Raw genomic sequence first — 25339 nt, 5'->3', positions numbered from 1 at the left:
GCACCATGGCAGAGATTTCAGTCGCTGACATCCGGAAGCTCCGGGAGCTCACCGGCGCTGGGATGAGCGACGTCAAGAAGGCGTTGGTCGACAACGCCGGGGACTTCGAGAAGGCGAAGTCCTGGCTGCGGGAGAAGGGCAAGGCGCAGGTCGCCAAGCGTGCGGCACGCAGCGCCGCCAACGGCCTGGTCGAGTCCTATCTGCATCGGACCGACCCGCAGCTCCCGCCCACCCTCGGCGTGCTCGTCGAGCTTCGCTGCGAGACGGACTTCGTGGCCAAGACCGAGGACTTCAAGCAACTCGCCCGCGATCTCGCGCAGCACATCGCCGCGGCGGACCCGCTGTACGTCACCGCCGAGCAGATCCCGAACGAGGTCCTCGAGGCGGAGCGAAAGATCTACGAGGCCGCGGCCCGCGAGGAGGGCAAGCCCGAGCAGGCGATCGCGAAGATCGTTGAAGGGCGCGTCAACGGGTATGTGAAGAGCAGCGTGCTGCTTGACCAGCCATGGGTGAAGGACGGCAAGGTGACCATCCGAGCTCTGCTCGACCAGGCCGGCGCGTCGCTGGGTGAGAAGATCGAGGTCGGTCGGTTCTCCCGGTTCAACATCCGCCAGGCCTGAGCGTCGTCGGACCGCCGGCTCCCTGTCGGGTGGCCGGCGGCCGTCGGCTCCGAGGCTTCTCGGTGGGTGCGGTGTCGGCCCAGGTCGGCGGGGACGTCGTGGTAGGGCACACTGCAGGCGGYGGCTGTGCGATCATCGGTCAGGCGAATCCGGGACCGGGCGGGACGGCTTCGCCCCTGGGACGACGAACTCGGCTGCRCTCGGCCGAACCGCGGTGATGACAGGACCGGCGCCCGGTGGACGCCGGCGGACCAGGAACAGACGGAAGGAAATGCGGTGATCGACGACACGCTTCTCGAGGCCGAGGAGAAGATGGAGAAGGCGGTCTCGGTCGCCAGGGAGGACTTCGCGAACATCCGCACGGGGCGTATCACTCCCGCGGTCTTCTCCAAGATCCTGGTGGACTACTACGGCGCTCCGACACCGGTGCAGCAGCTCGCGTCGTTCCACATCCCGGAGCCACGTATGGTKATCATCACGCCTTACGACAAGTCGTCCCTGGGGGCGATCGAGAAGGCCGTGCGTGATTCCGATCTCGGGGTCAACCCGAGCAATGACGGCACCATCATCCGGTGTGTTTTTCCGGAGCTGTCCGAGCAACGGCGTCGCGATCTTGTCAAGGTGGCTCGGACCAAGGCCGAGGAAGCCCGGGTGAGTATCCGCAACGTCCGACGTCACGCCAAGGACACGATCGATCGGATCGTGCGGGACGGCGATGCCGGCGAGGACGAGGGCCGGCGGGGTGAGAAGGATCTCGACGAGGCAACCCACCGATACGTCGGACAGGTGGATGAACTTCTTCGGCTCAAGGAATCGGATCTTCTCTCGGTTTGATCACTCCCGCGTCCGTTCTCGATACCGGCCGCTCGCTCCGATGTTCGGTTCCCATGGTCTCGGAATCGCCTGGACGGTCCCCGGATCCGCGCATGACGCATACGCGATGCGGCGGTCGCTGCCCACGGCCGGGCAGCCATGACGACTGTCGACGGCCGCGCGGTGGCTGAGTCCGGGCCGTCCGGGTCATCCGCGCCGCCGGGATCCTCGCCGCCGGGATCCTCGCCTGGGTCCGGTAATCACGGCCGGCCCGCCGGGACGGCGTCCCGGCCCTCACGTGCCGGCCGCAATCTGCCGGCCGCCATCGGTGTCGGCATCCTTCTCGGTGCCGTCATCCTCGTTCCGCTGTTCACCCTGCGGGTGATCTTTGTCGGGGTGATCAGTGCCGCGATGGCCCTGGGCACCCACGAGGTGGTCCGCGCGATCCGACTGACGCAGGTACGSGTTCCCCTGCTTCCCCTGGTTGCCGGGGCGGCGGCCATGCCGGTCGTCGCGTACGCCGACGGGACCACCGGCCTGCTGCTGACTCTCGCCGGCACCATCGGCGTGGYGGCGCTGGTCCGTGCTTTCGGGCCGTCCACGGGTCTGCTCCGCGACGTCGCCGGCGCCGCGTTCGTGGCCGGCTACATCGGCTTTCCGGCAGGCTTCGCCGCGCTGCTCACCGAACCCTCCGATGGTCGCTGGCGAGTCGTCGCCTTTCTGGGAACGGTGGTGGCCAGCGACGTCGGTGGTTACACGGCCGGTGTCCTCTCCGGCGGTCGGCACAAGATGGCCCCCACCGYCTCCCCGGGGAAGTCGTGGGAGGGATTCGCCGGTTCGGCGGTGACCTGTGTGATCGTCGCCGGGATCGTGCTGGCCTGGCCGCTGGAGGCCGAGGCCTGGCAGGGCGTTCTGCTCGGGCTGGCGGTCGCGTGTACCGCGACGATCGGCGACCTGGGTGAGTCTCTGCTCAAGCGCGACATCGGCATCAAGGACATGWGCAGCCTGCTGCCCGGCCATGGTGGCCTGATGGACCGTCTGGACTCGTTGTTGTGCACCGCCCCGGTCGCCTGGCTTCTGATCACTTCCTTCCTGAACTGATCGAAACCGGGTCCAGTCGACCGGTCTCGCCTCTCGTAGGCCCCTTCGGACAGATCAGTGCATTCGTCTCGGTCGCGGTCACCTGGCAGACTGGATCCGCGATGACTGCCACGACCGCCGAATCCGGACGTCCGGACCAGCCCCCGACCGCCGAGGCGGGCCGGCCCGTGCGGCTGACACTCACCCGGCGAGTGGGCCGAGCGYCGCGTCACCTCGCCGACCTGACCCGGCAGGAACGGCGTGACGTCGCGGTGTCGCTGGGGCAGCCGGCCTTCCGCGCCGATCAGGTGGCCCGGCACTACTATGCGCGGTTGATCGCCGCCGATGAGCCCGAGGCGATGACCGACCTGCCGGAGCGGGACCGCCAGCCGCTCCTCGACGCCCTGCTGCCGAGGCTGCTCGTCCCGGTGCGGACGCTGAGCTGCGACGACGGTCTGACCCGCAAGACGGCATGGCGGACCGTGGACGGCGCTTCTCTCGAGTCTGTGATCATGAGATATCCGGATCGCGCGACGGTCTGTGTGTCGAGCCAGGCGGGCTGCGGCATGGGCTGCCCGTTCTGTGCCACCGGTCAGGGGGGGCTGACCCGCAACCTGTCGACCGCGGAGATCGTCGAACAGGTCGTGCACGCCRCCCGGGTTCTCCGGCGCCGTGAGCTCGCGGGCGGCGAGACCAGGTTGTCGAACGTGGTCTTCATGGGGATGGGCGAGCCGCTGGCGAACTATGCCGCGGTGATCGCCGCGCTACGCCGCCTCACCGCTCACCCCCCCGACGGCCTGGGCCTGTCGGCTCGCGGCCTGACGGTCAGCACCGTCGGCCTCGTTCCGGCGATTCGTCGTCTGGCCGGAGAGGGCCTGCCGGTGACTCTGGCGGTGTCCCTGCACGYCCCGGACGACGTTCTACGGAACGAACTCGTCCCCATCAACACCCGTTGGCCGGTGGTCGAGGTGCTCGCGGCCGCCTGGGAGTACGCCGAGATGACCGGCAGACGGGTAAGCGTCGAGTACGCGCTGATCGACGGGGTCAACGATGACGTGGGACGCGCCGACGCCCTCGCGGACCTGCTCGTCGGCCGGCTCGCGCATGTGAACCTCATTCCGTTGAATCCGACCGGTGGATCCTCGTGGCGCGCCAGCGCCCCGGCCGGCCAGCGCGCGTTCGTCCGCCGGCTCCGTGACCGCGGCATCGTGACGACGGTGCGCGACACCCGGGGCCGGGAGATCGCGGCAGCCTGCGGACAGCTCGCGGCCGAGCCGGCCGGGAAGCCGGAGCGGAGGGACCGGCCGGAGCAGGTCGGATCCGACCGTCTCGTCGAGTTCGGTGCCGTGGGGAGCACGACGCCTGACGGTGACCGTGTCCTTCGGTAGTCCGACGAGTCGACGCCGGGGGGCCTCCCGGCCGGGTATCCGGGCGACGAACACCGTATGGCTGCCGATCACGGCCGCCGCCGGAGTGTTGCTGCTGCTCCTGTGGTACGCGATGTCCCAGGAGCCGGGGCCGGCGAAGACCTCGGCGACCCAGGCCGCTCTCGGAGCATCCGGCGGTCGTGCCGCCGGTGCCGCCGTGGCGTCGGCCATACCGTTGCCCACGGTCCCACCACCCCCCGAGAGCGGCTGCGTCACCGGGAAGACCCTGCCGTCCGGGATCGGTACCCGCACGCTGCGGGTGGGAGGAACCGAGCGCGGCTACGTCCTCGCCGTACCGACCGCGGGTCCACGGGCCAGGCCACTACCACTGATCTTAAATTTCCATGATCTGAATCAGACGCCGGAAGATCTGGAAGCGTACACGCGGCTCGCCGATCAGGGGACGAAGGCGGGCTTCGTGGTYGCCGCCCCGATCGGGACGCAGATGCGGTGGAACTTCACCAGATCGAAGGCGGTGGGACCCGACGACGTACTCTTCGTCGGCGCGCTGCTCAACGACCTTGTCGGTCAGATGTGCCTGGACGCGGGACGCGTCTTCGCCGTGGGCTACGGTGACGGCGCGAACATGGTGCTCACGCTGGCCTGCGCGCTGCCGGGCCGTCTTGCGGCGGCGGTGACCGTCGGGTCGAGCGTGCTGCCCGGCTCCTGCGCCAAGCCCGCCACCAACGTCCTGGAGATCCATGGGACCTCGGACCAGATCGCACCGTATGCCRGCGGAGGTGCTCCGCGACCGGCCCCCTTCACCGGGGTCGTCGCGCAGCCCGTGGAAGACCGGCTCGCCCGGTACGCCTCCGCTCTGGGCTGCGGCGGAGCCCGCCAGACCTCCCGGGACACGGCCGCCTGGCAGCGCACCGTGTGGAGCGGCTGCCCAGCCGGCCACGATGTCGGACTGTTAGCCATGCAGGGCGCGGGGCACACCTGGCCGGGGGCGCAGGCACGCCCGGCGCTGGGTCCGACCTCCGTCAGCCTGAGTGCCACCATTGTGGCGTTGACCTATTTCGGTTACACGCCTACGCCCGCGACAAGTGGCCTGCCCGCTCCCGCCGTCTCCGCCGGTCCCGCCGGCCCGGGCGTCGCCACCAGTCCGACTCCCGCGGCACCGTCGGCTGAATCCTCCGGACCCGCCGCATCCTCCGGACCTGCCACCACGCCCGCGTCGCCCGCCGCCCCGGATGCCGCCCCCCGTGCCGAACCGTCCGGGCAGCCGGCAGCCGGCGCCACACCTTCTTCCTCACCCGGCCGGGGATGAGTAGACGTCGGAGCCGTCGTCGACGTGACCGACCGGGCCGACGTGCCACCCCGATCGGGGTGGCCGATCGGGGTGGGCGGCGACCGCAAAGTCCTGCCCACCAGACCTGACGAAACGTAGTTGTCACTGGACCCATTGCGCATCTTCGGGTGGCACCTGTCATGAACCGAACAGGGCGGCGTCGAGCGGTCGGTGGGCCTGAGAGAATAGGTGACGTGGTGGAGGCTTCGATCCTGCGTGAGGTTGTCCTGCTCGGGTCCACCGGTTCGATCGGAACCCAGGCAATAGATGTCGTACGCCGCAACCCGCAGCGGTTCCGGGTGGTGGCGTTGATGGGCGGCGGGTCCCGGGTGGACCTGCTCGCCGCTCAGGCACTGGACCTCGGCGTCCAGGCCGTGGGAGTGGCGGCGGCCTCGGCCGCTCAGGACCTCCAGCTGGCCTTCTTCGCCGAGGCGTCGCGGCGTGGCTACCGTCGGGGTGAGTTCCCCGTGCCAAAGATTCTCGCCGGTCCCGACGCCGCGAGCGAGATCGCGGCGTGGCCATGCGACATCGTCCTCAACGGCATCACCGGCTCGGTCGGGTTGGCCCCGACGCTCGCGGCGCTGGCCGCCGGCCGGACTGTGGCGTTGGCGAACAAGGAATCGTTGGTCGCCGGGGGGCCGTTGGTGCTCGACGCGCTCGGTGGCGACCCCGACCGCCTGGTGCCGGTGGATTCCGAGCACTCCGCACTGGCGCAGTGCCTGCGTGGCGGGCGGCGGGACGAGGTACGCAAACTGGTGTTGACCGCCAGCGGAGGTCCCTTCCGCGGGCGCCGCCGCGACGAGCTTGCCGCCGTTACCCCGGAGCAGGCGTTGGCCCATCCCACCTGGGACATGGGACCCCTGGTGACGATCAACTCGGCGACCCTGATGAACAAGGGGCTTGAGCTGATCGAGGCGCACCTGTTCTTCGGGGTTCCCTACGACGACATCGAGGTCGTCGTGCACCCCCAGTCGTTGGTGCACTCGATGGTCGAGTTCACCGACGGCTCGACGATCGCTCAGGTCTCCCCACCGGACATGCGACTGCCCATCGCGCTGGCGCTCGGCTGGCCGGACCGGGTGGCGCAGGCACAGCCGCCGATGGACTGGTCGCGGGCGCAGGCGCTTACCTTCGAACCGCTGGACGAGGTGGCGTTCCCGGCGGTGGAGCTCGCGCGCACAGCCGGGCGGCGCGGCGGCACCGCCCCCGCGGTCTTCAACGCCGCGAACGAGGAGGCGGTGGCGGCCTTCCTCGCCGGGCGGCTGCCCTTCATCCGTATCGTCGACCTGGTGGCCGAGGTCATCGCCGAGCACGAAGTGATCGATCATCCCACGGTGGAGGAGGTGTTCGCCACCGAACGAGCCGCGCGGGCGGCGGCAGGGCGGCTGATCCGGCGCGAGACCGAACGGGACACGGTATGAGCCGCCCCCCCGGCGCCGAGGGGGCGGTCTGATGGAGCTTCTCGGCATTGCGGCGTTCGCACTGGCCCTGCTGGTGTCGGTCGTCGCGCACGAGGCCGGGCATTTCGTGACGGCCCGGCACTACGGCATGAAGGCCTCCAAGTTCTTCGTCGGTTTCGGGCCGACCATCTGGTCCCGGCGGCGGGGGGAGACCGAGTACGGTGTCAAGGCCATTCCGGCCGGCGGTTTCGTCAAGATCGAGGGGATGACTCCGCTCGAGGAGATCGATCCGGCCGATGAACCCCGCGCCTTCCACAATGCGCGGGCGCGGGCCCGGCTCGTGGTCATGTCGGCCGGTTCCTTCGTGCATTTCGTCATCGCCATCGTGCTGGTCTACGGAGTGCTCGTTGTCCTGGGCACGACCACGATCAGCGAGTCGAGGGTCGGCGCGACGAGTTGCATCGCCACGACCGCGACTTGTTCCGGACCGGGGCCGGCCGCGGCGGCCGGTCTGCGGCCGGGTGACCGGATCGTCAGCTTCGGCGGAGTTCCGGTCACGACCTGGACGCAGTTCACCCGGCAGGTGCGTGCGCACGGAGCGGGGCCTGCGGTGATGGTCGTCGAACGGGACGGCCGCACCCTCACTCTCACGCCGAACCTGGTGGAGGTCCGGCGCGATCGGGAGACCGGGCAGGCGGGCGACGACCGGGTCGGCGCCTTGGGCGTCAAACCGGGAACCGAGACAGTGCACTACAACCCGATCGAAGCGGTGCCCCGCACCTTCGATGTCATCGGGTCCGGGTTCACCGGCATGTACGAAACGCTGACCCGCCGGATCGGTGATATCGGTAATATCTTCAGCGACAACCGCGACCCCCAGGGTTTCATCAGCGTGGTGGGAGCGGCGCGTATCGGCGGTGACGTGGTCTCGGCCGAGGGCAGTTCGGCCGTGGASCGGGTGCGGAACCTTCTCATTCTGGTCGCCGCGATCAATCTCGCGGTCGGAATTTTTAACCTGTTGCCCCTACTCCCGTTGGACGGCGGTCATATTGCCGTGCTGGGCTTCGAGCAGGCCCGGCACGGTCTACGCAGGCTCCGGGGTTATCGCGGTCCGGTGCAGAAGGTGGATTTCGCCAAACTGTTACCAGCCACGTACGCCACGGTCGTCGTATTGCTCGGGTTCAGTCTGCTTGTCCTGTCCGCCGACATCGTCAATCCCATTCGCCTGAATCAGTAATTTCGTATGAACATGCGCGACGGTGTGCCATTCTGCCCTGCCTCCTGCAGCCGACAGGCCGAGTCAGTCGCACGTCGATCTTCGTCTCCGATTCGCCAGTGAGGACAACGTGACCGTAACTCTGGGCATGCCAACCGCTCCGGCCCGTCCGCTCGGCACGCGGCGGCACAGCCGGCAGATCCACGTGGGCAACGTCCTGGTCGGGGGTGACGCTCCGGTCTCCGTTCAGTCGATGTGCACCACGTTGACGTCGGACGTCAACGCCACGCTGCAGCAGATCGCACAGCTGACAGCGTCGGGATGCCAGATCGTCCGGGTCGCGGTGCCAAGCCAGGACGACGCCGACGCCCTCGCCGCGATCGCCCGCAAGTCCCCGATCCCGGTGATTGCCGATATCCACTTCCAGCCCAAGTACGTCTTCGCCGCGATCGACGCGGGCTGCGCCGCGGTCCGGGTCAACCCCGGCAACATCAAGGCTTTTGACGACAAGGTCGGGGAGATTGCTCGCGCGGCGAAGGCCGCCGGCGTTCCGATCCGGATCGGGGTCAACGCGGGTTCACTCGACAAGCGGCTGTTGGCGAAGTACGGCAAGGCCACGCCGGAGGCGCTGACGGAGTCGGCCTTGTGGGAATGCTCGCTGTTCGAGGAGCACGACTTCCGTGACATCAAGATCTCGGTGAAGCACCACGACCCGGTCGTCATGATCCAGGCGTACCGGCTGCTCGCCCAGGCCTGCGACTACCCGCTGCACCTCGGTGTCACCGAGGCCGGACCGTCCTTCCAGGGCACGGTCAAGTCCGCGGTCGCCTTCGGGGCCCTGCTCGCCGAGGGAATCGGTGACACGATCAGGGTGTCGCTGTCGGCACCGCCGGTCGAGGAGGTGAAGGTCGGCACCGCGATCCTGGAGTCCCTGGGACTTCGGCAGCGTAAGCTCGAAATCGTATCCTGCCCTTCCTGCGGTCGGGCTCAGGTCGATGTCTACACCCTTGCCAATCAGGTCAGCGCCGGTCTCGAGGGCATGGAGGTCCCGTTGCGCGTCGCCGTCATGGGCTGCGTCGTGAACGGGCCGGGCGAGGCCAGGGAGGCCGATCTCGGCGTCGCATCCGGGAACGGCAAGGGTCAGATCTTCGTCCGAGGTGAGGTCGTGAAGACCGTTCCGGAGGCGCAGATCGTGGAAACCCTCATTGAGGAAGCCATGCGGCTGGCCGAGGAGATGGCGGCGGACGGCACCCCGTCCGGCGAACCCTCGGTTTCCGTGGGTTAACCGGTTCGACCGGATGGGCCTACCTCTGCGGTCCGCGCCGACCCGTCTGCTTGACGACAGGGATCTTCCGGCCGTCCGCGAGCTCTTGGCCCGCAACCCGGTCGCCGATGTGTTCGTCGCATCTCGGGTCGAGGCGGCGGGGCTCGACCCGTGGCGTCTCGGCGCCGAGATGTGGGGGCACACCGTGGACGGCCGCCTGGTCGCCCTGTGTTATTCCGGCGCCAACCTCTGGCCCGTGGCGGCGGGCCCCACCTCGGCGAGACTGTTCGCCGAGCGGGCCCGCCGGCAGGGACGGCGCTGCTCGTCCATCGTCGGCGTCTCCTCCTCGGTGACGGCGATGTGGAAGCATCTGGAGCCGACCTGGGGGCGGGCCCGAGAGGTACGGGCCGACCAGCCCCTGCTGGTGATCGACCGCCCGCCGCGGGTCGCCCCCGATCCGGCGGTGCGTCCGGTGCGCCCGGACGAGCTGGACGTCATCCTGCCGGCCTGCATCGCCATGTTTACCGAGGAGATCGGGGTGTCCCCGGTGCTCGCCGACGGCGGCGCCCTTTACCGCGCCCGCGTCGCCGAGTTTGTCGGTCAGCGGCGTTCCTTCGCCCACATCGCCGACGGCCGGGTGCTGTTCAAGGCCGAGATCGGCGCCGTCGCGGGCGACGTCTRCCAGATCCAGGGCGTCTGGGTCGACCCGGCGCTGCGTGGGCGCGGCCTCGGCGCCGCGGGAACCGCGAGCGTGGTCGCGCTGGCGCGGGCCGCCTTCGCCCCGCGGGTCAGCCTGTACGTCAACGACTTCAACCATGCCGCCCGCCGAGTCTACGACCGGGTGGGCTTTCAGCGGGTCGGGACCTTCGCGTCGATCCTGTTCTGAGGTCGATCCCGGTCTGAGAGCGTCCCGGACCCGCTCCTATGGTGTCCGGGGCCTCTGCGCTCCAGCGAAAAAAATGTCTGTTTTGTCGGATATGTGCTCCTGTCTGGTCAAAGATATTGCAGATCGATGTCATCGTGATGAAGCCACCTGGCCAGGATGGGCACCATCTGGCATGCTTACCATCCCGATGACTTCGATCGACTTGCATGGCGCGGGTGTCAGCCCGCGTGAGGGGGTATCTATGAGGCCGAGCAGACTGTGGCGTGCAGCGACGCCACTCATCGCCGCGGGGGCGCTTGTACTGGCGGTGGTGGGCTGCTCGAGTGACGACGGGGACTCCCAGACGGTCGCCTCGAACGGCCAGATCACCGGCACCCTACGGCTCGGGTACTTCCCGAACCTCACCCACGCGCCAGCTCTCTACGGCGCCGAGAAGGGGATCTTCGCCAAGGACCTCGGCTCTGGAGTCACGCTCAAGACATCGACCTTCAACTCCGGCGTGCAGGAGGCGGAGGCGATTCTGTCCGGCGCCATCGATGCCGGTTATATCGGTCCCAACCCGGCGGTCAACAGCTTCATCAAGTCGCACGGGGAGGCGGTGCGGATCGTCTCCGGCGCTACCTCGGGTGGTGCGTCRCTGGTGGTCAAGCCTGAGATCACCTCCGTCGCGCAGCTCAAGGGCACCACGCTCGCCACCCCGAGCCTGGGCAACACCCAGGACGTGGCGCTGCGGTACTTCCTCAAGAAGAACGGGCTGAAGACCGACACCCAGGGTGGGGGTGATGTCTCCATCAAGCCCCAGGACAACACCGTGACGGTGGACGCCTTCGCCAACAGGGCCATCGACGGGGCCTGGGTGCCCGAGCCGACGGCCTCCCGRCTCGTCGCAGCGGGGGGCAAGGTGCTCGTCGACGAGGCCGACGAGTGGCCGGAGACCAAGGGCCAGTTCGTCACGACGGTGCTTCTGGTGAGCACGGACTATCTGAAGAAGAACCCGGAGATCGTCCGCCGGCTCATCACGGCGAATGTGGAATCGATCAACGCGCTCAACGCCGACCGTGACGCCGGCGCGAAGGTCACCAACACGGCGCTGGGCAAGCTGAGCGGCAAGCCGCTGTCCGACAAGATCCTCACCTTGGCCTGGAAGGGGCTGACCTTCACTCCGGACCCGATCGCGGCGTCCCTGTTCACCTCGGCAAAGCACCAGGAGGAGCTCGGCCTCATCAAGAACCCGAAGCTCGACGGTCTGTTCGATCTGACGGTCCTCAACGAGATCCTCGCCAAGCAGGGCAAACCGACGGTCGCCGACTCCTGACCCGCGGCACCCGGCGGTAGCCGGGCCGGCTGAACCTCGGTCCGAGACCACAGGGCGACGACCAGGCCGGGGTGTCGATCATCGATGCCCCGGCCTGGTCCGTCCGTCCATCCGTCCATGCACACCGGCCGCATACACCGCGACGGGGGAATGAACCATGACCGCTGTACTCGCCGACACCGCTGTACTCGCCGACACCGCTGTACCCGCCGACACCGCGCTGCGCATCCACCGCGTCAGTCGGGTCTTCGGATCCGGGCCCGCCAGCGTCAAGGCGCTCGACGACGTCTCCCTGGACGTCCGGGCGGGCGAGTTCGTCTGTCTCCTCGGCGCGTCCGGCTGTGGGAAATCGACCCTGCTCGGCTTGGTCGCCGGTCTCGACCAGCCGTCTGTGGGCGTCGTCGACACCACCGGCCGGCGGGTTGGGATGATGTTCCAGGACTCGGCGTTGCTGCCCTGGCTGACCGCGGGCGGCAACGTCGAGGTGCCGCTGCGGCTGCGGGGGATCGGCAAGGCCKAGCGGCGGGACCGGGTCGAGAGTCTGCTCGCGATGGTCCGGCTCGCCGGTATGTCCGCGAAGCGCCCCCATGAGCTGTCCGGCGGCATGCGCCAGCGGGTGAGCCTGGCTCGGGCCTTCGCGCAGGAGGCCGACATCCTGTGCATGGATGAGCCGTTCGGTGCGCTCGACGCGATGACCCGCGATCTGCTCCACGACGAACTTGAACGGATCTGGCGGGAGACGGGGGTCACCRTCATCTTCGTCACCCACGATGTGCGTGAGGCGGTCCGGCTCGGTGACCGCATCGTGCTGCTGTCCTCCCGGCCTGGCCGGGTCGCGGAGATCTTCGACGTCGACCTCGACCGCCCCCGCCGGATCGACTCCACCCACGTCTCGGAGCTCGCCACCAAGGTGACCGCGCGGCTACGCGAGGAGGTCGGCCGCCATGGCCACTGACGTCAGCGTCTCCAGCGATAAGAGTGTCCTGCTCGGCGAGGCGGGTAAGTCCTTCGACGTCGACACGGCCCTCGCCGGCCTCGACGCGCTGGACATCCCGACCGCGCAACGGCGGYCGTTCGCGGTCCGCGTCTGGGCGGCCAGCTGGCCGAAGCTCGGCGCTCTGCTCCTGTTCCTGCTGCTCTGGCAGATCGTCGTCTGGAGTGGCTGGAAGCCCAGCTATGTGTTGCCCGGCCCGGGCGAGGCACTGGGCGAGTTCGTCGACCAGCTGGGCAGCGGACACTTCTGGGACGCCCTCGCCCGCACCCTGGTCCGGGCCCTGGAGGGATACGCTCTCGCCGTGCTCATCGGCACCGTGGTCGGGATCGCGGTGTCCCGCTTCGGAGTCCTGCGTACCGCGGTGGGATCGTTCATCACCGCGGTGCAGACGATGCCCTCGATCGTCTGGTTCCCGCTCGCCGTCCTGCTGTTCAAGCTCAGCGAGTCCGCAATCATGTTCGTGGTGGTGCTCGGGGCGGCGCCCTCGGTGGCCAACGGCGTCATCTACGGCGTGGACTACGTGCCGCCTCTGCTGGTCCAGGTCGGCCGCAGCATGGGCGCGCGTAGCCTGTCCCTCTACCGGTACGTCGTGGTACCGGCGGYCCTGCCCTCGGTGCTCGCGGGCCTGAAGCAGGGCTGGGCGTTCGCTTGGCGCAGCCTGATGGCCGGCGAATTGCTGGTCATCGTTCCGGGGCATCCGTCCGTCGGAGCTGACCTGCAGAATGCCCGCGAACTACTCGACACGGTCGGGGTACTGGCCTCGATGATCACGATTTTCGTGATCGGGGTGCTCATCGACGCCGGGTTCAACGCGGCGGACCAGCGGATGCGGCAGCGCCGTGGGCTGGTTGCGGAGGGTACGACGGCGGTCCGGGCAGCTCGGCGTCGCCGGAGCGGCAGCGCCGACGGGTCCGCCGCGGCCGCCACCACGGCCACCTCCTCCGCCGGAGGCGGCACGGACGCCCCCCGTCCCGAGAGGGCTGGCTGAGGAAGTCCCGATTCCCCGGCCGGCAGGTTCGTTGGCCGGCAGGTTCGTTGGCCGAGCCGGCGGCGGGAACAGCGCCCGTCGGCGCGGGGCCGTGCCTCGCCCGGTGCCGACCCGGCCCACCCATTCGGCGAGGACCGGCGGCAAAATGGATGCATGCAGATCTCCGCTCGCGCCGACTACGCATTGCGCGCACTCCTGACGTTGGCCGCGAGCAACGGTCGGCTCGTCAAGGGCGAGGCGCTTGCCGCGGCGCAGGATCTGCCGCTGCGCTTCCTCGAGAACATCCTCACCGATCTACGCCGGGCGGGGCTGGTCCAGAGCCGCCGGGGCGCGGACGGGGGATACCAGCTGAGCCTTCCCCCCGAGCGGATCACCATCGCCACGGTGATCCGGGCGACCGACGGTCCGCTCGCCAGCGTGCGGGGCCGGCGTCCTGAGGACACGAATTACGACGGCGCGRCCAAGCACCTGCAGGATGTGTGGATCGCGGTTCGAGTGAACCTGCGGCGGGTGCTGGAGGCCGTGACCCTCGCCGACGTGGCGAGTGGTCAGCTTCCGGACATCGTGACCACCCTCGGCTGCGATCCCGACGCGTGGGTCACCCGCTGACGGGAGCGGCCCGGCCTCCCTGGACGCCAGGTCATGTCCCCGGTAGCGCGCGGCTCGCGGCTGCCAGCGGCATGCCGGCCGCGATGCGGGCCCGCTGCGCGCGTACGGCGGTGCCGGTCAGCGCGTCCAGAGCCAGCGCACGGACGTCCCCGACGAGCACAGCGACAGCGTCGTGGGCCGCCATGGCGCAGGCGTCCTCGATCCTGGCCAGGAGGGCCAGTGCCGCCCCGATGCCCTCCGGCGCGACGGGGAGCCGATAGGCGGGCAGTGCCGGTGGCGCATCCCCGCCGCGGGCCCGGATCGCGGTGATGAGGTCGTCGCGCAGCGCCTGGTGCGCCAGACAGCTCAGTCGCGCGAGCTCGCGCGCCTGAGCCGCGGCCGGGCCGAGCGGCGCGACGGCACCTCCTGCCGCCGCGGTGGCGTAGACCGCGGCATGCGTGGCCGTGAGCATCGTGACCAGTGCCGCGACGCCCGCGGGATCCGGGTGCTCGGTTGCGGCGGTCGATTCCGTGGGGGTCGCCGACGCCGGATCGCCCGATGGTGTGTCGGCGGTCATCCGGACACCCGGCTCGCAGCGAGGGCCAGCAGCTCCGCATGCGCGGTCCCGGCGGCGCACATGCTCGCCAGCAGGGACGCGAGCGGACCGCCCGCGCGCAGGCAGTCGGTGCGGGCGGCGTTCGTCGCCGCACCCTCCATCCCGGTCAGGGAGGCGAGGGTGGCGGCGCGGGCCGTGGGTGACTCGTTGACGAGCTGCGCCGTTCCCGCCGTCCCGGCGCCGTCACGCCCGATCGCCTGGGTCGGGGTGGCTGCCTGGGTCGGGGTGGCTGCCTGGGTCGGGGTGGCTGCCTGGGTCGGGGTGGCTGCCTGGGTCGGGGTGGCTGCCTGGGTCGGGGTGGTCGCCTGGGTCGGGGTGGCCGGTGCGGAGCCCGGGAACTGTTCGGCCAAGGTCCGGAGCTGGACCTCGTGATGGGCCCGCAGCGTGTCGAACAGGGGACGCAGGGACGGGTGGCGCTCGGCCGCCGTCCGGTACGCCGCGGCCAGCGCGGCCGCCCGGACGGCGGCGGCCCTCGCCGCCCGGCGGTCGTCGCCGTCCGGACCCACCGCGGGACCGGTCCGATTCGTCGTGACCGTGGTGCTGCAGCCGGCGGCCTCGAATCCGGCAAATCCGGCGAATCCGGTAAGGGCAAGGCTGGTCAGCCCGGTGAGGAGCCGTCGTCGGGAGGCGTGGGTGAGGTTCGCCGGATCCACCGTCGCAGCTTTGCACATCCCCTGCTGTCKTCCGGAGCGCCGTGTGGTCCGCGCGGCCTGATCCGGTTACCCCCGGGTCGCGACGGACCCCGGTCGGGGCGGACGTAGGCTATGGATCTCACYCGGGATGCCGTCGCCCCGGGGCGGCCCAGCCCGGCGGGACCGTCGGCGGTCGGTCCTCGCTGTTCGACGGTGCCGCGGGTCGGGTCGACGAGGGTCGCACGGCTTGATGGCGCCGGCCGAACCTGGGTATCGCCCCCGGGGGATGACAACGTAGCGGCCGGCCTACGGCGTGGGGAGCGACGTCGTGGGTTCGGCGGATGATCAGRCATCGCGGATGCGGGAAGGGACGGTCGAAGTGGTAGGGGCGGGGGAGGCCGGCCGCGCGCGTGACCGGAGCCCATCCGGATCGGCCCGCGGGCGCGGCGGCGTTCGGACGGCGCTGCGGGCTCGGCTGGCGGCTGGCCTCGCCGACGCGGGCTTCGATCTCGAGGATGTGACGGTCACACGGGCCGGATCGCGCAGCGTGGTGCGGGTGGTGGTGGACCGCGACGGAGGAGTCGACCTGGACGCGGTCGCGGACGCCAGCCGGCTCGCCTCCGAGCTGCTTGACGCCGCCGAGACCGACGGCCAGGGCCTGGTCGCCGGGCCTTATGTTCTCGAGGTCACCTCACCGGGCGTCGAACGGCCGCTGACCGAGCCTCGGCACTGGCGCCGCGCGATCGGCAGGCTTGTCACGGTACGTGATCGAGACGGCATCGTCCTCGCCGGGCGTGTCCTGTCCGCCGACGAATCGGGGGCGGATCTGGCGGTGGCGACGGATCCCGCGCGGCCCGGACGCCCCCCGCGTCGGCGGCTCGCGCGGGTGACCTTCGCACAGGTGGCCCGGGCTACCGTCGAGGTCGAGTTCTCGGCCGAGGCGTATGATGATCTTTCTATCGAGTCGGTGGAGACGCCGTCTTTGTCCGCCGTGTTGGTGGAACCCGGCGAGACAGCCGATCTCGGGTACGGAGAGCCGGACGACGATCTTCCGGCGGCGCCGGGGAGGGAATCCAATGACGACGGCCGGGAGGCCGGCCCCCGGGGCGCGGCCGGTAAGGAGATGACCCGGTGAAGCTCGACGTGGCCGCGCTGCGCGRAATCGAGCGGGAGAAGGACATTGCCTTTGACACCTTGGTGCAGGCGATGGAGACGGCCCTGCTGACGGCTTATCACCACACGGCCGGGTCCGCGCAGGACGCCCGGGTGGTGATCGACCGGACGACCGGAGATGTCTCCGTCCTTGCCCGGGAACAGGGCCCGGACGGCACCAGCCGGGAGTACGACGACACCCCGGCGGACTTCGGGCGGATCGCGACCATGACCGCCAAACAGGTGATCATGCAGCGGCTGCGCGAGGCCCAGCAGGAGGTCACCTACGGCCAGTACGCCGACCGGGAGCACGAGATCGTTTCCGGTGTGGTGCAACATCACGAACAGCGGGCCGGCTCCAGGGTCGTGCTCGTCAATCTCGGCACCGTCGAGGGTGTCCTGCCGCCGGCCGAGCAGGTCCCCGGCGAGCGGCTTGAGCACGGCGACCGAATCAAGTGTTATGTGGTGCACGTCGCGCGGGGGCCGCACGGACCCACGGTGACGTTGTCCCGCACCCATCCCGAGCTGGTGAAGGGGCTGTTCCGGCTGGAGGTGCCCGAGGTCGCCGACGGCACCGTGGAACTCGCCGCGATCGCCCGCGAGGCCGGGCATCGCAGCAAGATAGCGGTGCGGTCCCGGGTGGCCGGGGTCAACCCCAAGGGCGCGTGCATCGGGCCGATGGGCAGCCGGGTGCGTGCCGTCATGGCCGAACTGCGGGGCGAGAAGATCGATATCGTTGACTGGTCGGCCGACCCGGCAACCTTCGTCGGGAGCGCGCTGTCTCCGGCCCGGGTGGCCCGGGTCGAGGTGACGGATCCGGCGAGCCGCTCGGCGCGGGTGGTGGTGCCCGATTACCAGCTGTCGTTGGCCATCGGGCGTGAGGGGCAGAACGCCCGCCTCGCCGCCCGGCTGACGGGGTGGCGCATCGACATCCACTCTGACACCGAGGACTCCGGCGAGGGCGGTGGGAGCGGATCCGAACKGGACTCCGCTGGAGCGCCTCGACGATCGGGACCAGCTACGGTGCCGCGGCGATCACCTGCCGCGGGTGGCCATTCTCGGGGCCAGGCGGGATAGACTTACGATGGCGCGTCGTGYGGAGCCCGTCCGTACCTGTGTCGGATGCCGAAGCCGTGCGTCGAGTTCTGACCTACTGCGTATCGTCGTAGAAGGCGGCGAGCTTCTGCCGGATGCTCGTCGTCGGATGCGTGGTCGGGGTGCGCACGTGCATCCTGATCTTGCGTGCCTCGATCTCGCGGAGCGTCGCAAGGCGTTCTCACGAGCACTGCGGGTGTCAGGCCCGCTCGGGTCGAAGCAGGTCAGGCTGTATCTGGAGCGGTTTCGCCCGCGGTAGCCGGTCCCTMCGGGAGCGGTCCGCCGTAGTCGCGCCAGGCACAGGGAGATACCAGGTAAAGATGGATGRATGGAACGGGCGGACCGCGGCAGCGGGCCGGCCGGGTCAGACGGAGTGGGTACCCGCGCCAGCGGCATCCGCTCCCACAGGCGGCGCCAACAGACGTCGACAGGGAAGCAGGTCGAGACAGCGATGACCGCTCAATGAGCACCCAGCCATGATCACGACCGGCAGGTAACGAGGTCACGCGGGCACGGACCGCGGGCCGAACGAAGGAGCACCGTGGCAGGAAAGGCCCGCGTACACGAGCTCGCCAAGGAGCTTGGTGTCGACAGTAAGACCGTGCTCGCCAAGCTCAAGGATCTCGGCGAGTTCGTGAAGTCCGCTTCGTCCACTGTCGAGGCACCCGTCGTCCGCAAATTGAAGGAAGCGTTCCCCGCCGACGGCGCACCCACTTCCCCGGGCCGGGCCACCAGCCGTCCGGGACCGCCGGGTGGCGGCGCTCGTCCGACCCCGCCGTCCCGTCCTGGTCTGGCGCCTCGGCCCGGTCCGCGCCCGGTTCCCGGGCGGCCTGGTCCCCTCGGCCGGCCCGGTCCGGCGACCCCGGCGCCGTCCCCCTCGCCCGCGTCCCCGCCGCTACCGGCCTCCCCGGTGCAGGCTTCGCCGGTGCAGGCCTCCCCGGTGCAGGCTTCGCCGACGTCTGCACCCGCCGCTCCCCGTCCGGCCGCGGCCTCCGCCGTGCCCGCGCCGCCGATGCCGTCCGTGCCGTCCGCTCCCTCCGGGCCGCGACCCGGGCCGAACGCGCCGCGTCCCGGTGCCCCGCAGGGCGGTGGCCGTCCGCGTCCCGGCACCCCGGTTCCTCCCTCGGGTCCCACCGCTGGCGGTCCGACCGCAGGCGGTCCGACCGCTGGCGGTCCGACCGCTGGCGGTCCGACCGCAGGCGGCCCCCGGCCCGGGCCGCGTCCCGGACCCCGGTCGGCTGCGCCCGGTAACAACCCCTACACGACGCCGTCCGCTGGGCCGCGTCCGTCCGCTGGGCCGCGTCCGTCGGCCGGGCAGTCGGGTCCGCCATCGACGCCCACTCCCCGGCCCAGCGCCCCGCGGTCGGGTACCCCCCGGCCAGGTACCCCCCGGCCGGGTGGACCGCGCCCCGGTGGCACCGGTGCCGGTGGTCCACGGCCCACTCCCGGCGGGATGCCACCACGTCCCGGCGGTCCACGGTCAGGAGCGGGGGGCGGCATGCCGCCCCGCCCAGGTGGCACCGGGGGGCCGCGCCCCAACGCGAACATGTTCCAGCCTCGGCCCGCCGGTGGCCCTCCCGGACGCCCGGGCGGTGGTGGCGCGCCCGGTCGTCCCGGCGGTGGTGGCGCGCCCGGTCGTCCCGGCGGTGGTGGCGCGCCCGGTCGTCCCGGCGGTGGCGGCGGTCCGCGTCCCGGCGGATTCGCCGGGCGGGGTGGTGCGCCCGGTCGTCCCGGTGGTGGTGGCGGCGGTGGTGGTGCGCCCGGTCGTCCCGGTGGTGGTGGCGGCGGTGGCGGTGCGCCCGGTCGTCCCGCGGCCGGCGGCCGTGGCCGCGGTGGGACCACGGCGGGCGCCTTCGGCCCCGGTGGCCGTGGTCGCCCCGGTCGCCAGCGCAAGTCCAAGCGCGCGAAGCGGCAGGAATGGGAGAGCGGGCTCGAAGCGCCGCGCATGGGCGCGATGGTGCCCCGCGGCAACGGGCAGGCCATCCGGCTTCCCCGTGGCGCCTCGCTGGCCGATTTCGCCGACAAGATCGACGCGAACCCGGGCGCTCTGGTCCAGGTCGTGTTCACCCAGCTCGGCGAGATGGTGACCGCGACCCAGTCCTGCACCGACGAGACGCTGCAGCTGTTGGGTGTCACGCTCGGCTACGAGGTCCAGATCGTCAGCCCGGAGGACGAGGACAAGGAGCTTCTCGAGAGCTTCGACCTCTCCTTCGGCGGGGAGTACGGCGACGACGTCGAGCTCAGCTCCCGGCCGCCGGTCGTGACCGTCATGGGTCACGTCGATCATGGTAAGACGAAACTGCTGGACGCCATCCGCTCCACCGACGTGGTCGGGGGCGAGGCCGGTGGTATCACCCAGCACATCGGTGCCTACCAGGTGCGGGCCAAGGTCGACGGCGACGAGCGTCCGATCACCTTCATCGACACTCCGGGCCACGAGACCTTCACGGCCATGCGGGCCCGCGGTGCGCAGGTGACGGACATCGTGGTCCTGGTCGTGRCCGCCGACGACGGGGTGAAGCCGCAGACCATCGAGGCGCTGAACCACGCCCAGGCGGCCGGCGTCCCGGTCGTGGTGGCGGTCAACAAGGTCGACAAGGAGGGCGCCGACCCGGCCAAGGTGCGGGGTCAGCTCACCGAGTACGGCCTGGTGGCGGAGGAGTACGGCGGCGACACGATGTTCGTTGACGTCTCCGCCCGCAACCGGACGAACATCGACGGCCTGCTCGAGGCGATCGTCCTGACCGCCGACGCATCCCTGGACCTGCGGGCTCCGACCGAGGTCGAGGCGCAGGGTGTCGCCATCGAAGGTCGGCTCGACCGGGGCCGGGGTCCGGTGGCGACCGTGCTGGTCCAGCGCGGCACGCTGAGGGTCGGTGACTCGGTCGTCGCCGGCGAGGCGTTCGGTCGGGTTCGGGCGATGCTCGACGAACACGGTGGTCAGGTGGTCGAGGCGGGCCCGGCCCGACCCGTCCAGGTCCTGGGGTTCACCAGCGTTCCCGACGCGGGTGACAACTTCCTGGTGGTGCCCGAGGACCGGGTGGCCCGTCAGATCGCCGAACGGCGTCAGGCCCGCGAGCGTAACGCGGAGCTGGCGCTGAGCCGGGGCCGTCCGACGCTGGAGACGATCCTCGAGCGGATGAAGGAGGGCGAGAAGACCCAGCTCAACCTCATCCTCAAGGGCGATGTGTCCGGTTCGGTCGAGGCGCTCGAGGACGCCTTGCTCAAGATCGATGTCGGTGACGAGGTCGGTCTGCGGATCATCGACCGTGGGGTCGGCGCGATCACTKAGACCAACGTGATGCTGGCGTCGGCGTCCGACGCGATCATCATCGGCTTCAACGTCCGGCCGCAGGGCAAGGCGACGGAGCTGGCCGACCGTGAGGGCGTCGAGGTCCGGTACTACTCGGTGATCTACCAGGCTATCGAGGACATCGAGAACGCCCTGAAGGGCATGCTCAAGCCCGTCTACGAGGAAGCGCAGCTCGGTACCGCCGAGGTCCGCGAGGTCTTCCGCGTGCCGCGGATCGGCAACGTGGCCGGCTCTCTGGTCCGTTCCGGCGTCATCCGGCGGAACACCAAGGCCAGGCTCATCCGCGACGGCGTCGTCGTGGCCGACAACCTCACGGTCGAGTCGCTCAAGCGTTTCAAGGACGACGCGACGGAGGTCCGCGAGGGCTACGAGTGCGGTATCGGTCTCGGGTCGTTCAACGACATCAAGATCGATGACGTGATCGAGACGTTCGAGCAACGGGAGGTTCCCCGCGCCTGAGCACGTCCGCGGCCGGTGACGATCGAGCTGTCTGCCCGATCGTCACCGGCGGTGTGTGCCCGGCGGCGGGAGACGACCATGTGGATCGGAACCCTCAGCCTTGATCTGCTGCTCGGTGACGTGCACTCGTTGAAGGAGAAACGGTCGGTGGTGCGGCCGATCGTGGCGGAGCTGCGTCGCCGTTTCGCCCTCAGCGTGGCCGAGACCGGCCATCATGATCTGCACCGGCGAGCCGAGATCGGGATGGCGGTCGTCGCCGCGGACCGGGCGCACTGCGTCGAGGTCCTCTGTTCCTGCGAGCATCTGGTGGCCCAGCGACCGGACGTCGAGGTCCTCGCCGCGCGGGCGCGCTACTTTTCGGCGGACGACGCGGACGACGAACCGCATGCACCCGGTGAACCGCACGCACCCGGTGCATCTGCCGCGGTGAGCGTGMCGCCGGCGGGACCGGCGAACGAGGAGGTGGACGGTGGCTGATCCGGCCCGGGCACGGCGRCTGGCCGTGCGTATCCGCGAGGTTGTGGCGTCCACGCTGGAGCGTGGCGTCAAGGATCCTCGACTCGGCATGGTGACCGTCACGGATGTGCGGCTGACGCCGGATCTGGTCGACGCGACGGTCTTCTACACCGTCTACGGCGATGAGACGGCGCGGCAGGCGTCGGCCCAGGCGCTCGAATCCGCCCGGGGGCTGCTGCGCAGCCAGGTCGGCCGGGCCACGGGGGTGAAGGTGACCCCGACGCTCACCTTCGTTCATGACCGACTTCCCGACGACGCCCAGCATCTGGAGAAGTTGATCAGCGTTGCCCGGGAACGCGACGCGTATCTGGCCGAGGTCCGTCGGGATGCTCGCCCGGCGGGCGACGACGATCCCTACCGCCGGCCGCGCCCCGCCGCCGGCGAGGTGGATGAGCTGAGCGAGGTGGATGAGCTGAGCGAGGTGGACGAGTACGGCGGGACGGCCCGGCAGGAGGGATGACGGGGTACGGGCCCGGGACACCGCGGTGACAGGCACGAGACAGCTGCGATGGGAACTGACGATGAGCGATGCGACCGATCTCGCGGGCCCGCCGGCGGCGTCGGTCAACCGCTCCCGCCCGGACGGTGCCGGTCCGACCGGTGATTTCCAGGCCGCGGTGACCGCACTGACCGGCGCGATCGACGCCGGTGACGACATCCTGCTGATCGCCCACGTGAACCCCGACGGGGACAGTCTCGGATCGGCGTTGGCGCTGGGGCTCGCGCTGCGGTCGCTGGGCGGAAGGCCGCGGGTGTCCTTCGACGCGGATCCCTTCGTCGTTCCCCGGGTGCTTCGTTTCCTCGCCGGTCAGGATCTGTTGGTGGCCCCCGAGGCCGTCACCGGCCGGCCGGGTCTCGTGGTGACCCTGGACGCCGGCAGCCGGTCCCGGCTGGGCAGGCTCGCCAGCACCACGGCCGGTTGCCGGGTCCTGGTCGTCGACCACCATGCCTCCAACACCCGGTTCGGCGATCTCAATCTGGTCGACCCCGAGGCGGCCTCGACCAGCGCCATGGTCATCGACCTCGTCGATGCCCTGGGCGTGCGGCTCGACCGGGACATCGCGACAGCGATCTACACCGGTCTGGTAACCGACACGGGATCGTTCCGTTTCGCCGCGACGACACCGGCGGTGCACCAGCTGGCCGCCCGGCTGGTGGCCACGGGCATCCGTCCCGACCTGATCAGCCGTGCCCTGTGGGACACCCACCGCTTCGGCTATCTCAAGCTACTCGGGGAGGTTCTCGGCCGCGTCCGGCTGGAGCCCGAGTACGACCTCGTCTGGTCCTGGTGCGGCCAGGCCGATCTGCGCGCCGCGGGACTGGAGTACGACGAGATCGAGGGGCTCATCGACACGGTGCGCACCGTGTCGGAGGCAGAGGTCGCCCTTGTCTGCAAGCAGGATGGTGACGTCTGGAAGGTCTCGGTCCGTTCCAAGGGGGACGTTGACGTCGGCGCGGTCTGTACGGCTCTCGGTGGTGGCGGCCATCGCTTCGCCGCCGGATTCTCCTGCGGGACGACGCTCGACGAGTTGATGGACGTGCTTCGGGACGCGCTGGCGCGGGCTCCGCGCCTGGGGGGCCCGGGGACTCCGGAGAATCCGCGCGGCCCGGGTGGCCCGAGGAACGCGGTCCGGAGCCCGCGGTGAGCACCCGGGGGGGATCCACCCGGGGATCCGCGCGGCCGGGGGGAGCCGCATCCCGCCGGGGATCCGGTCCCGGTCCCAGTCCCGGGCCACAGGTCGACGGGCTCGTCGTCGTGGACAAGCCGGCCGGCTGGACGTCGCACGATGTCGTCGCCAGGGCGCGGCGCATTCTCGGGCAGCGTCGGATCGGCCACGCGGGCACCCTCGATCCGATGGCGACGGGCGTGCTGGTGCTGGGAGCCGGCCGGGGAACCCGCCTGCTCGGACATCTCGCCCTCACCGACAAGGTGTACGACGCCACGATCCGGCTCGGCCGGACTACCACGACCGACGACGCCGAGGGCGCGCCGGTCGAGGACCGTCCGGTGGACGTCGACGCCGACCGGCTCACGCGGGCCATGGCCGCCCTTACCGGGGTGCTCGACCAGGTTCCTGCCAGCGTGAGCGCGGTCAAGGTGGGCGGGGTACGCGCGTACGCCAGGGTCCGGGCCGGCGAGGTGGTCGATCTCGCCCCACGCCGGGTGACGGTCCACCGCTTCGACCTGCTGGCGCGGCGGGCCGCGGGCGACGGGGCGGTGGACCCGGYCGGAACCGATTTGGAGGTCACGGTCGGTTGCTCCAGTGGAACATACGTGCGGGCGCTCGCCCGTGATCTCGGGGCGGCGTTGGACTGCGGGGCGCATCTGACCGCCCTGCGGCGCACCGCCGTTGGTCCCTTCGACCTGGCGGGCGCAGTGACTCTCGACACGTTCGCCGAGCTGGGGCCGCGGGCGGTCACATCGCTGACCGACGCGGTCGCGGCCGGCTTCCTGCGCCGCGACGTGACGGCGGAGGCGGCAGCGGACGTGTCCCATGGCCGACGGTTGCCCCCGGTGGGACGGCCGGGTACGTACGGCGTCTTCGGTCCCGACGGGACCGTGCTGGCCCTGGTCGAGGAGACCGAGCATGCGGTCCGGTCGCTCGTCGTCTTCGCCCCGGTCTAGTCCGGCGGCCCCGGCCGGGGTTCGGTGGCCCGACAGCGCCCCACGAGAATGTCCTAGGCTTCGCACGTGCAAACGTGGCGAGGGGCGGAGAACACGCCTGTCCAGTGGCGGGGCGGGGTCGTCACGATTGGCTTCTTCGACGGGGTGCACCTCGGGCACCGGCAGATCATCGGCCGGGCGGTCCGGCTGGCGCGGGAACGCGGTGAGCGTTCGCTGGTGTTGACCTTCGACCCGCATCCCGGTGAGGTGCTGCGACCCGGCAGCCATCCCGCCCTGCTCACGACGCTGCGTTTCAAGGCCGAGCTGTTGGCCGGGACCGGGGTGGACGCGCTCTGCGTCGAGCCGTTCACGCTGGAGTTCAGTCGGGTCTCCCCGGCTGACTTCGTGCACGGGATACTGGTCGAGCGGCTGCGGGCGAGCGTGGTCGTGGTGGGGGAGAACTTCACCTACGGTCACCGGGCCGCCGGGACGCTCGCGACGCTGTCGGAGGCGGGCGCCCGGGAGGGATTCGAGGTTGACGGGGTCCGTCTCGTCCGCTCCGGCGAGCAGGTGCTCTCCTCGACGGCGATCCGTGCCCGGGTGGCCGAGGGCGACGTGGCGGCTGCGGCGGCCGCGCTGGACCGGCCGCATCGGGTCGAGGGTGTCGTCGTGCACGGCGACGCGCGTGGCCGCACCATCGGCTATCCTACGGCGAACATCCAGGTGACGCCGTGGGCCGCCGTTCCGGCGGACGGCGTGTACGCGGGCTTCGCCTGCTGGTCCGGCCGCCGCCAGCCCGCCGCCATCTCGATCGGTACGAATCCGACGTTCGAGGGACGCGACCKGCGCGTCGAAGCGTTTCTCCTGGACTTCGACGAGGATCTCTACGGCGAGTACATGGCCTACGAGTTCACCCATCGGCTGCGTCCGACCCTGCGCTTCGACTCGGTGGCCGAGCTCGTCACCCAGATGGCCGCGGATGTGGAGGCCACCCGCGCGGCAACCCTGCTCGTCTGAACTCGGCTGAACTCGGCTGAACWCCGCCGGTGGCCGAGCGGCTCTCCTCGGG

General features: G+C 70.5%; 24 protein-coding genes. 22 read left to right on the top strand and 2 right to left on the bottom strand.

Features of this window, described 5'->3' with window-relative positions; translation table 11 throughout:
• Positions 1 to 5: 5 nt before the first annotated feature.
• From tsf to CcI156_RS10175, 13 genes are all read left to right on the top strand, one after another.
• Positions 6 to 620 (top strand): translation elongation factor Ts, encoded by a 615-nt coding sequence (gene tsf, locus CcI156_RS10235; protein WP_011437956.1) that lies wholly within the window; start codon positions 6 to 8, stop codon positions 618 to 620.
• A gap of 276 nt (positions 621 to 896) precedes the next feature.
• On the top strand, positions 897 to 1454 hold the full coding sequence (gene frr / locus CcI156_RS10230) for a ribosome recycling factor (RefSeq protein ID WP_011437955.1): 558 nt from the start codon (positions 897 to 899) through the stop codon (positions 1452 to 1454).
• A 138-nt stretch (positions 1455 to 1592) separates the two neighbouring features.
• Positions 1593 to 2534: a phosphatidate cytidylyltransferase gene (locus CcI156_RS10225; protein WP_076805425.1), complete on the top strand. Its 942-nt coding sequence runs from the start codon at positions 1593 to 1595 to the stop codon at positions 2532 to 2534.
• A 101-nt stretch (positions 2535 to 2635) separates the two neighbouring features.
• Positions 2636 to 3901: a 23S rRNA (adenine(2503)-C(2))-methyltransferase RlmN gene (rlmN, locus tag CcI156_RS10220; protein WP_076805424.1), complete on the top strand. Its 1266-nt coding sequence runs from the start codon at positions 2636 to 2638 to the stop codon at positions 3899 to 3901.
• Positions 3888 to 5210, top strand: a complete 1323-nt coding sequence (locus CcI156_RS10215) for a PHB depolymerase family esterase (RefSeq protein ID WP_254847364.1) — start codon at positions 3888 to 3890, stop codon at positions 5208 to 5210. The genes rlmN and CcI156_RS10215 overlap by 14 nt, the downstream gene beginning before the upstream one ends.
• Before the next feature lie 161 nt (positions 5211 to 5371).
• On the top strand, positions 5372 to 6652 hold the full coding sequence (gene dxr, locus CcI156_RS10210) for a 1-deoxy-D-xylulose-5-phosphate reductoisomerase (RefSeq protein WP_011437951.1): 1281 nt from the start codon (positions 5372 to 5374) through the stop codon (positions 6650 to 6652).
• Between the two features lie 31 nt (positions 6653 to 6683).
• Complete coding sequence (locus CcI156_RS10205) at positions 6684 to 7868, top strand: RIP metalloprotease (RefSeq protein WP_076805422.1); 1185 nt, start codon at positions 6684 to 6686, stop codon at positions 7866 to 7868.
• Positions 7869 to 7977: 109 nt separating this feature from the next.
• On the top strand, positions 7978 to 9132 hold the full coding sequence (ispG, locus tag CcI156_RS10200; RefSeq protein WP_011437949.1) for a flavodoxin-dependent (E)-4-hydroxy-3-methylbut-2-enyl-diphosphate synthase: 1155 nt from the start codon (positions 7978 to 7980) through the stop codon (positions 9130 to 9132).
• Between the two features lie 13 nt (positions 9133 to 9145).
• Positions 9146 to 9997 carry a GNAT family N-acetyltransferase gene (locus CcI156_RS10195; RefSeq protein WP_076805421.1) on the top strand — a complete coding sequence of 284 codons (852 nt, stop codon included), beginning with the start codon at positions 9146 to 9148 and terminating at the stop codon, positions 9995 to 9997.
• Positions 9998 to 10238: 241 nt separating this feature from the next.
• Positions 10239 to 11312 carry an ABC transporter substrate-binding protein gene (locus CcI156_RS10190; protein ID WP_011437947.1) on the top strand — a complete coding sequence of 358 codons (1074 nt, stop codon included), beginning with the start codon at positions 10239 to 10241 and terminating at the stop codon, positions 11310 to 11312.
• 157 nt (positions 11313 to 11469) lie between these two features.
• Entirely contained in the window at positions 11470 to 12267 is a 798-nt protein-coding gene (locus tag CcI156_RS10185; RefSeq protein WP_076805420.1) for an ABC transporter ATP-binding protein, read from the top strand.
• Complete coding sequence (locus CcI156_RS10180) at positions 12257 to 13294, top strand: ABC transporter permease (protein WP_076805419.1); 1038 nt, start codon at positions 12257 to 12259, stop codon at positions 13292 to 13294. The genes CcI156_RS10185 and CcI156_RS10180 overlap by 11 nt, the downstream gene beginning before the upstream one ends.
• Positions 13295 to 13447: 153 nt before the next feature.
• Positions 13448 to 13903 (top strand): Rrf2 family transcriptional regulator, encoded by a 456-nt coding sequence (locus CcI156_RS10175; protein ID WP_076805418.1) that lies wholly within the window; start codon positions 13448 to 13450, stop codon positions 13901 to 13903.
• Between the two features lie 31 nt (positions 13904 to 13934).
• On the opposite strand, the gene CcI156_RS10170 is transcribed toward CcI156_RS10175, so the two are convergent.
• Together CcI156_RS10170 and CcI156_RS10165 are read right to left on the bottom strand one after the other, a co-directional pair.
• On the bottom strand, positions 13935 to 14459 hold the full coding sequence (locus CcI156_RS10170; protein WP_011437943.1) for a DUF4439 domain-containing protein: 525 nt from the start codon (positions 14457 to 14459) through the stop codon (positions 13935 to 13937).
• On the bottom strand, positions 14456 to 15169 hold the full coding sequence (locus CcI156_RS10165) for a hypothetical protein (RefSeq protein ID WP_023840220.1): 714 nt from the start codon (positions 15167 to 15169) through the stop codon (positions 14456 to 14458). The genes CcI156_RS10170 and CcI156_RS10165 overlap by 4 nt, the downstream gene beginning before the upstream one ends.
• 319 nt (positions 15170 to 15488) lie before the next feature.
• On the opposite strand from CcI156_RS10165, the gene rimP reads away from it, so the two are divergent.
• The 9 genes from rimP to CcI156_RS10120 all read left to right on the top strand — a co-directional run bounded on the left by rimP (position 15489) and on the right by CcI156_RS10120 (position 25287).
• Positions 15489 to 16265: a ribosome maturation factor RimP gene (rimP, locus tag CcI156_RS10160; RefSeq protein ID WP_023840219.1), complete on the top strand. Its 777-nt coding sequence runs from the start codon at positions 15489 to 15491 to the stop codon at positions 16263 to 16265.
• The gene (gene nusA / locus CcI156_RS10155) at positions 16262 to 17359 is read left to right on the top strand and encodes a transcription termination factor NusA (protein WP_076805417.1); all 1098 of its coding nucleotides are present in this window, start codon (positions 16262 to 16264) and stop codon (positions 17357 to 17359) included. Before rimP ends, nusA begins: the two co-directional genes overlap by 4 nt.
• Positions 17360 to 17366: 7 nt before the next feature.
• Positions 17367 to 17636 (top strand): YlxR family protein, encoded by a 270-nt coding sequence (locus tag CcI156_RS10150; protein ID WP_076805416.1) that lies wholly within the window; start codon positions 17367 to 17369, stop codon positions 17634 to 17636.
• Between the two features lie 282 nt (positions 17637 to 17918).
• Positions 17919 to 21149, top strand: a complete 3231-nt coding sequence (gene infB / locus CcI156_RS10145) for a translation initiation factor IF-2 (RefSeq protein ID WP_076805415.1) — start codon at positions 17919 to 17921, stop codon at positions 21147 to 21149.
• 78 nt (positions 21150 to 21227) lie between these two features.
• A complete protein-coding gene (locus CcI156_RS10140) occupies positions 21228 to 21626 on the top strand; it encodes a DUF503 domain-containing protein (protein WP_076805468.1) in 399 nt (132 codons plus the stop codon).
• On the top strand, positions 21619 to 22125 hold the full coding sequence (gene rbfA, locus CcI156_RS10135; RefSeq protein ID WP_011437936.1) for a 30S ribosome-binding factor RbfA: 507 nt from the start codon (positions 21619 to 21621) through the stop codon (positions 22123 to 22125). Before CcI156_RS10140 ends, rbfA begins: the two co-directional genes overlap by 8 nt.
• Positions 22126 to 22186: 61 nt before the next feature.
• A complete protein-coding gene (locus CcI156_RS10130; protein ID WP_023840216.1) occupies positions 22187 to 23311 on the top strand; it encodes a bifunctional oligoribonuclease/PAP phosphatase NrnA in 1125 nt (374 codons plus the stop codon).
• Entirely contained in the window at positions 23308 to 24291 is a 984-nt protein-coding gene (gene truB / locus CcI156_RS10125) for a tRNA pseudouridine(55) synthase TruB (protein ID WP_076805414.1), read from the top strand. The genes CcI156_RS10130 and truB overlap by 4 nt, the downstream gene beginning before the upstream one ends.
• Before the next feature lie 66 nt (positions 24292 to 24357).
• Positions 24358 to 25287, top strand: coding sequence for a bifunctional riboflavin kinase/FAD synthetase (locus tag CcI156_RS10120; protein ID WP_076805413.1), 930 nt, complete (start codon positions 24358 to 24360; stop codon positions 25285 to 25287).
• Positions 25288 to 25339 lie beyond the last annotated feature (52 nt).

Source organism: Frankia sp. CcI156 (assembly GCF_001983015.1).
GTDB lineage: Bacteria > Actinomycetota > Actinomycetes > Frankiales > Frankiaceae > Frankia > Frankia casuarinae.
Note: the sequence above shows the minus strand (reverse complement) of the source record. Positions and strands in the feature narration are given on the sequence as shown.

Excerpts from the sequence above, each read along its gene's own strand:
- tsf (WP_011437956.1), top strand. The coding sequence starts at position 6 with ATGGCAGAGATTTCAGTCGCTGACATCCGGAAGCTCCGGGAGCTCACC.
- dxr (WP_011437951.1), top strand. The coding sequence starts at position 5,372 with ATGAACCGAACAGGGCGGCGTCGAGCGGTCGGTGGGCCTGAGAGAATA.
- CcI156_RS10170 (WP_011437943.1), bottom strand. The coding sequence starts at position 14,459 with ATGACCGCCGACACACCATCGGGCGATCCGGCGTCGGCGACCCCCACG.
- CcI156_RS10165 (WP_023840220.1), bottom strand. The coding sequence starts at position 15,169 with ATGTGCAAAGCTGCGACGGTGGATCCGGCGAACCTCACCCACGCCTCC.
- rimP (WP_023840219.1), top strand. The coding sequence starts at position 15,489 with ATGCGGGAAGGGACGGTCGAAGTGGTAGGGGCGGGGGAGGCCGGCCGC.
- CcI156_RS10130 (WP_023840216.1), top strand. The coding sequence starts at position 22,187 with ATGAGCGATGCGACCGATCTCGCGGGCCCGCCGGCGGCGTCGGTCAAC.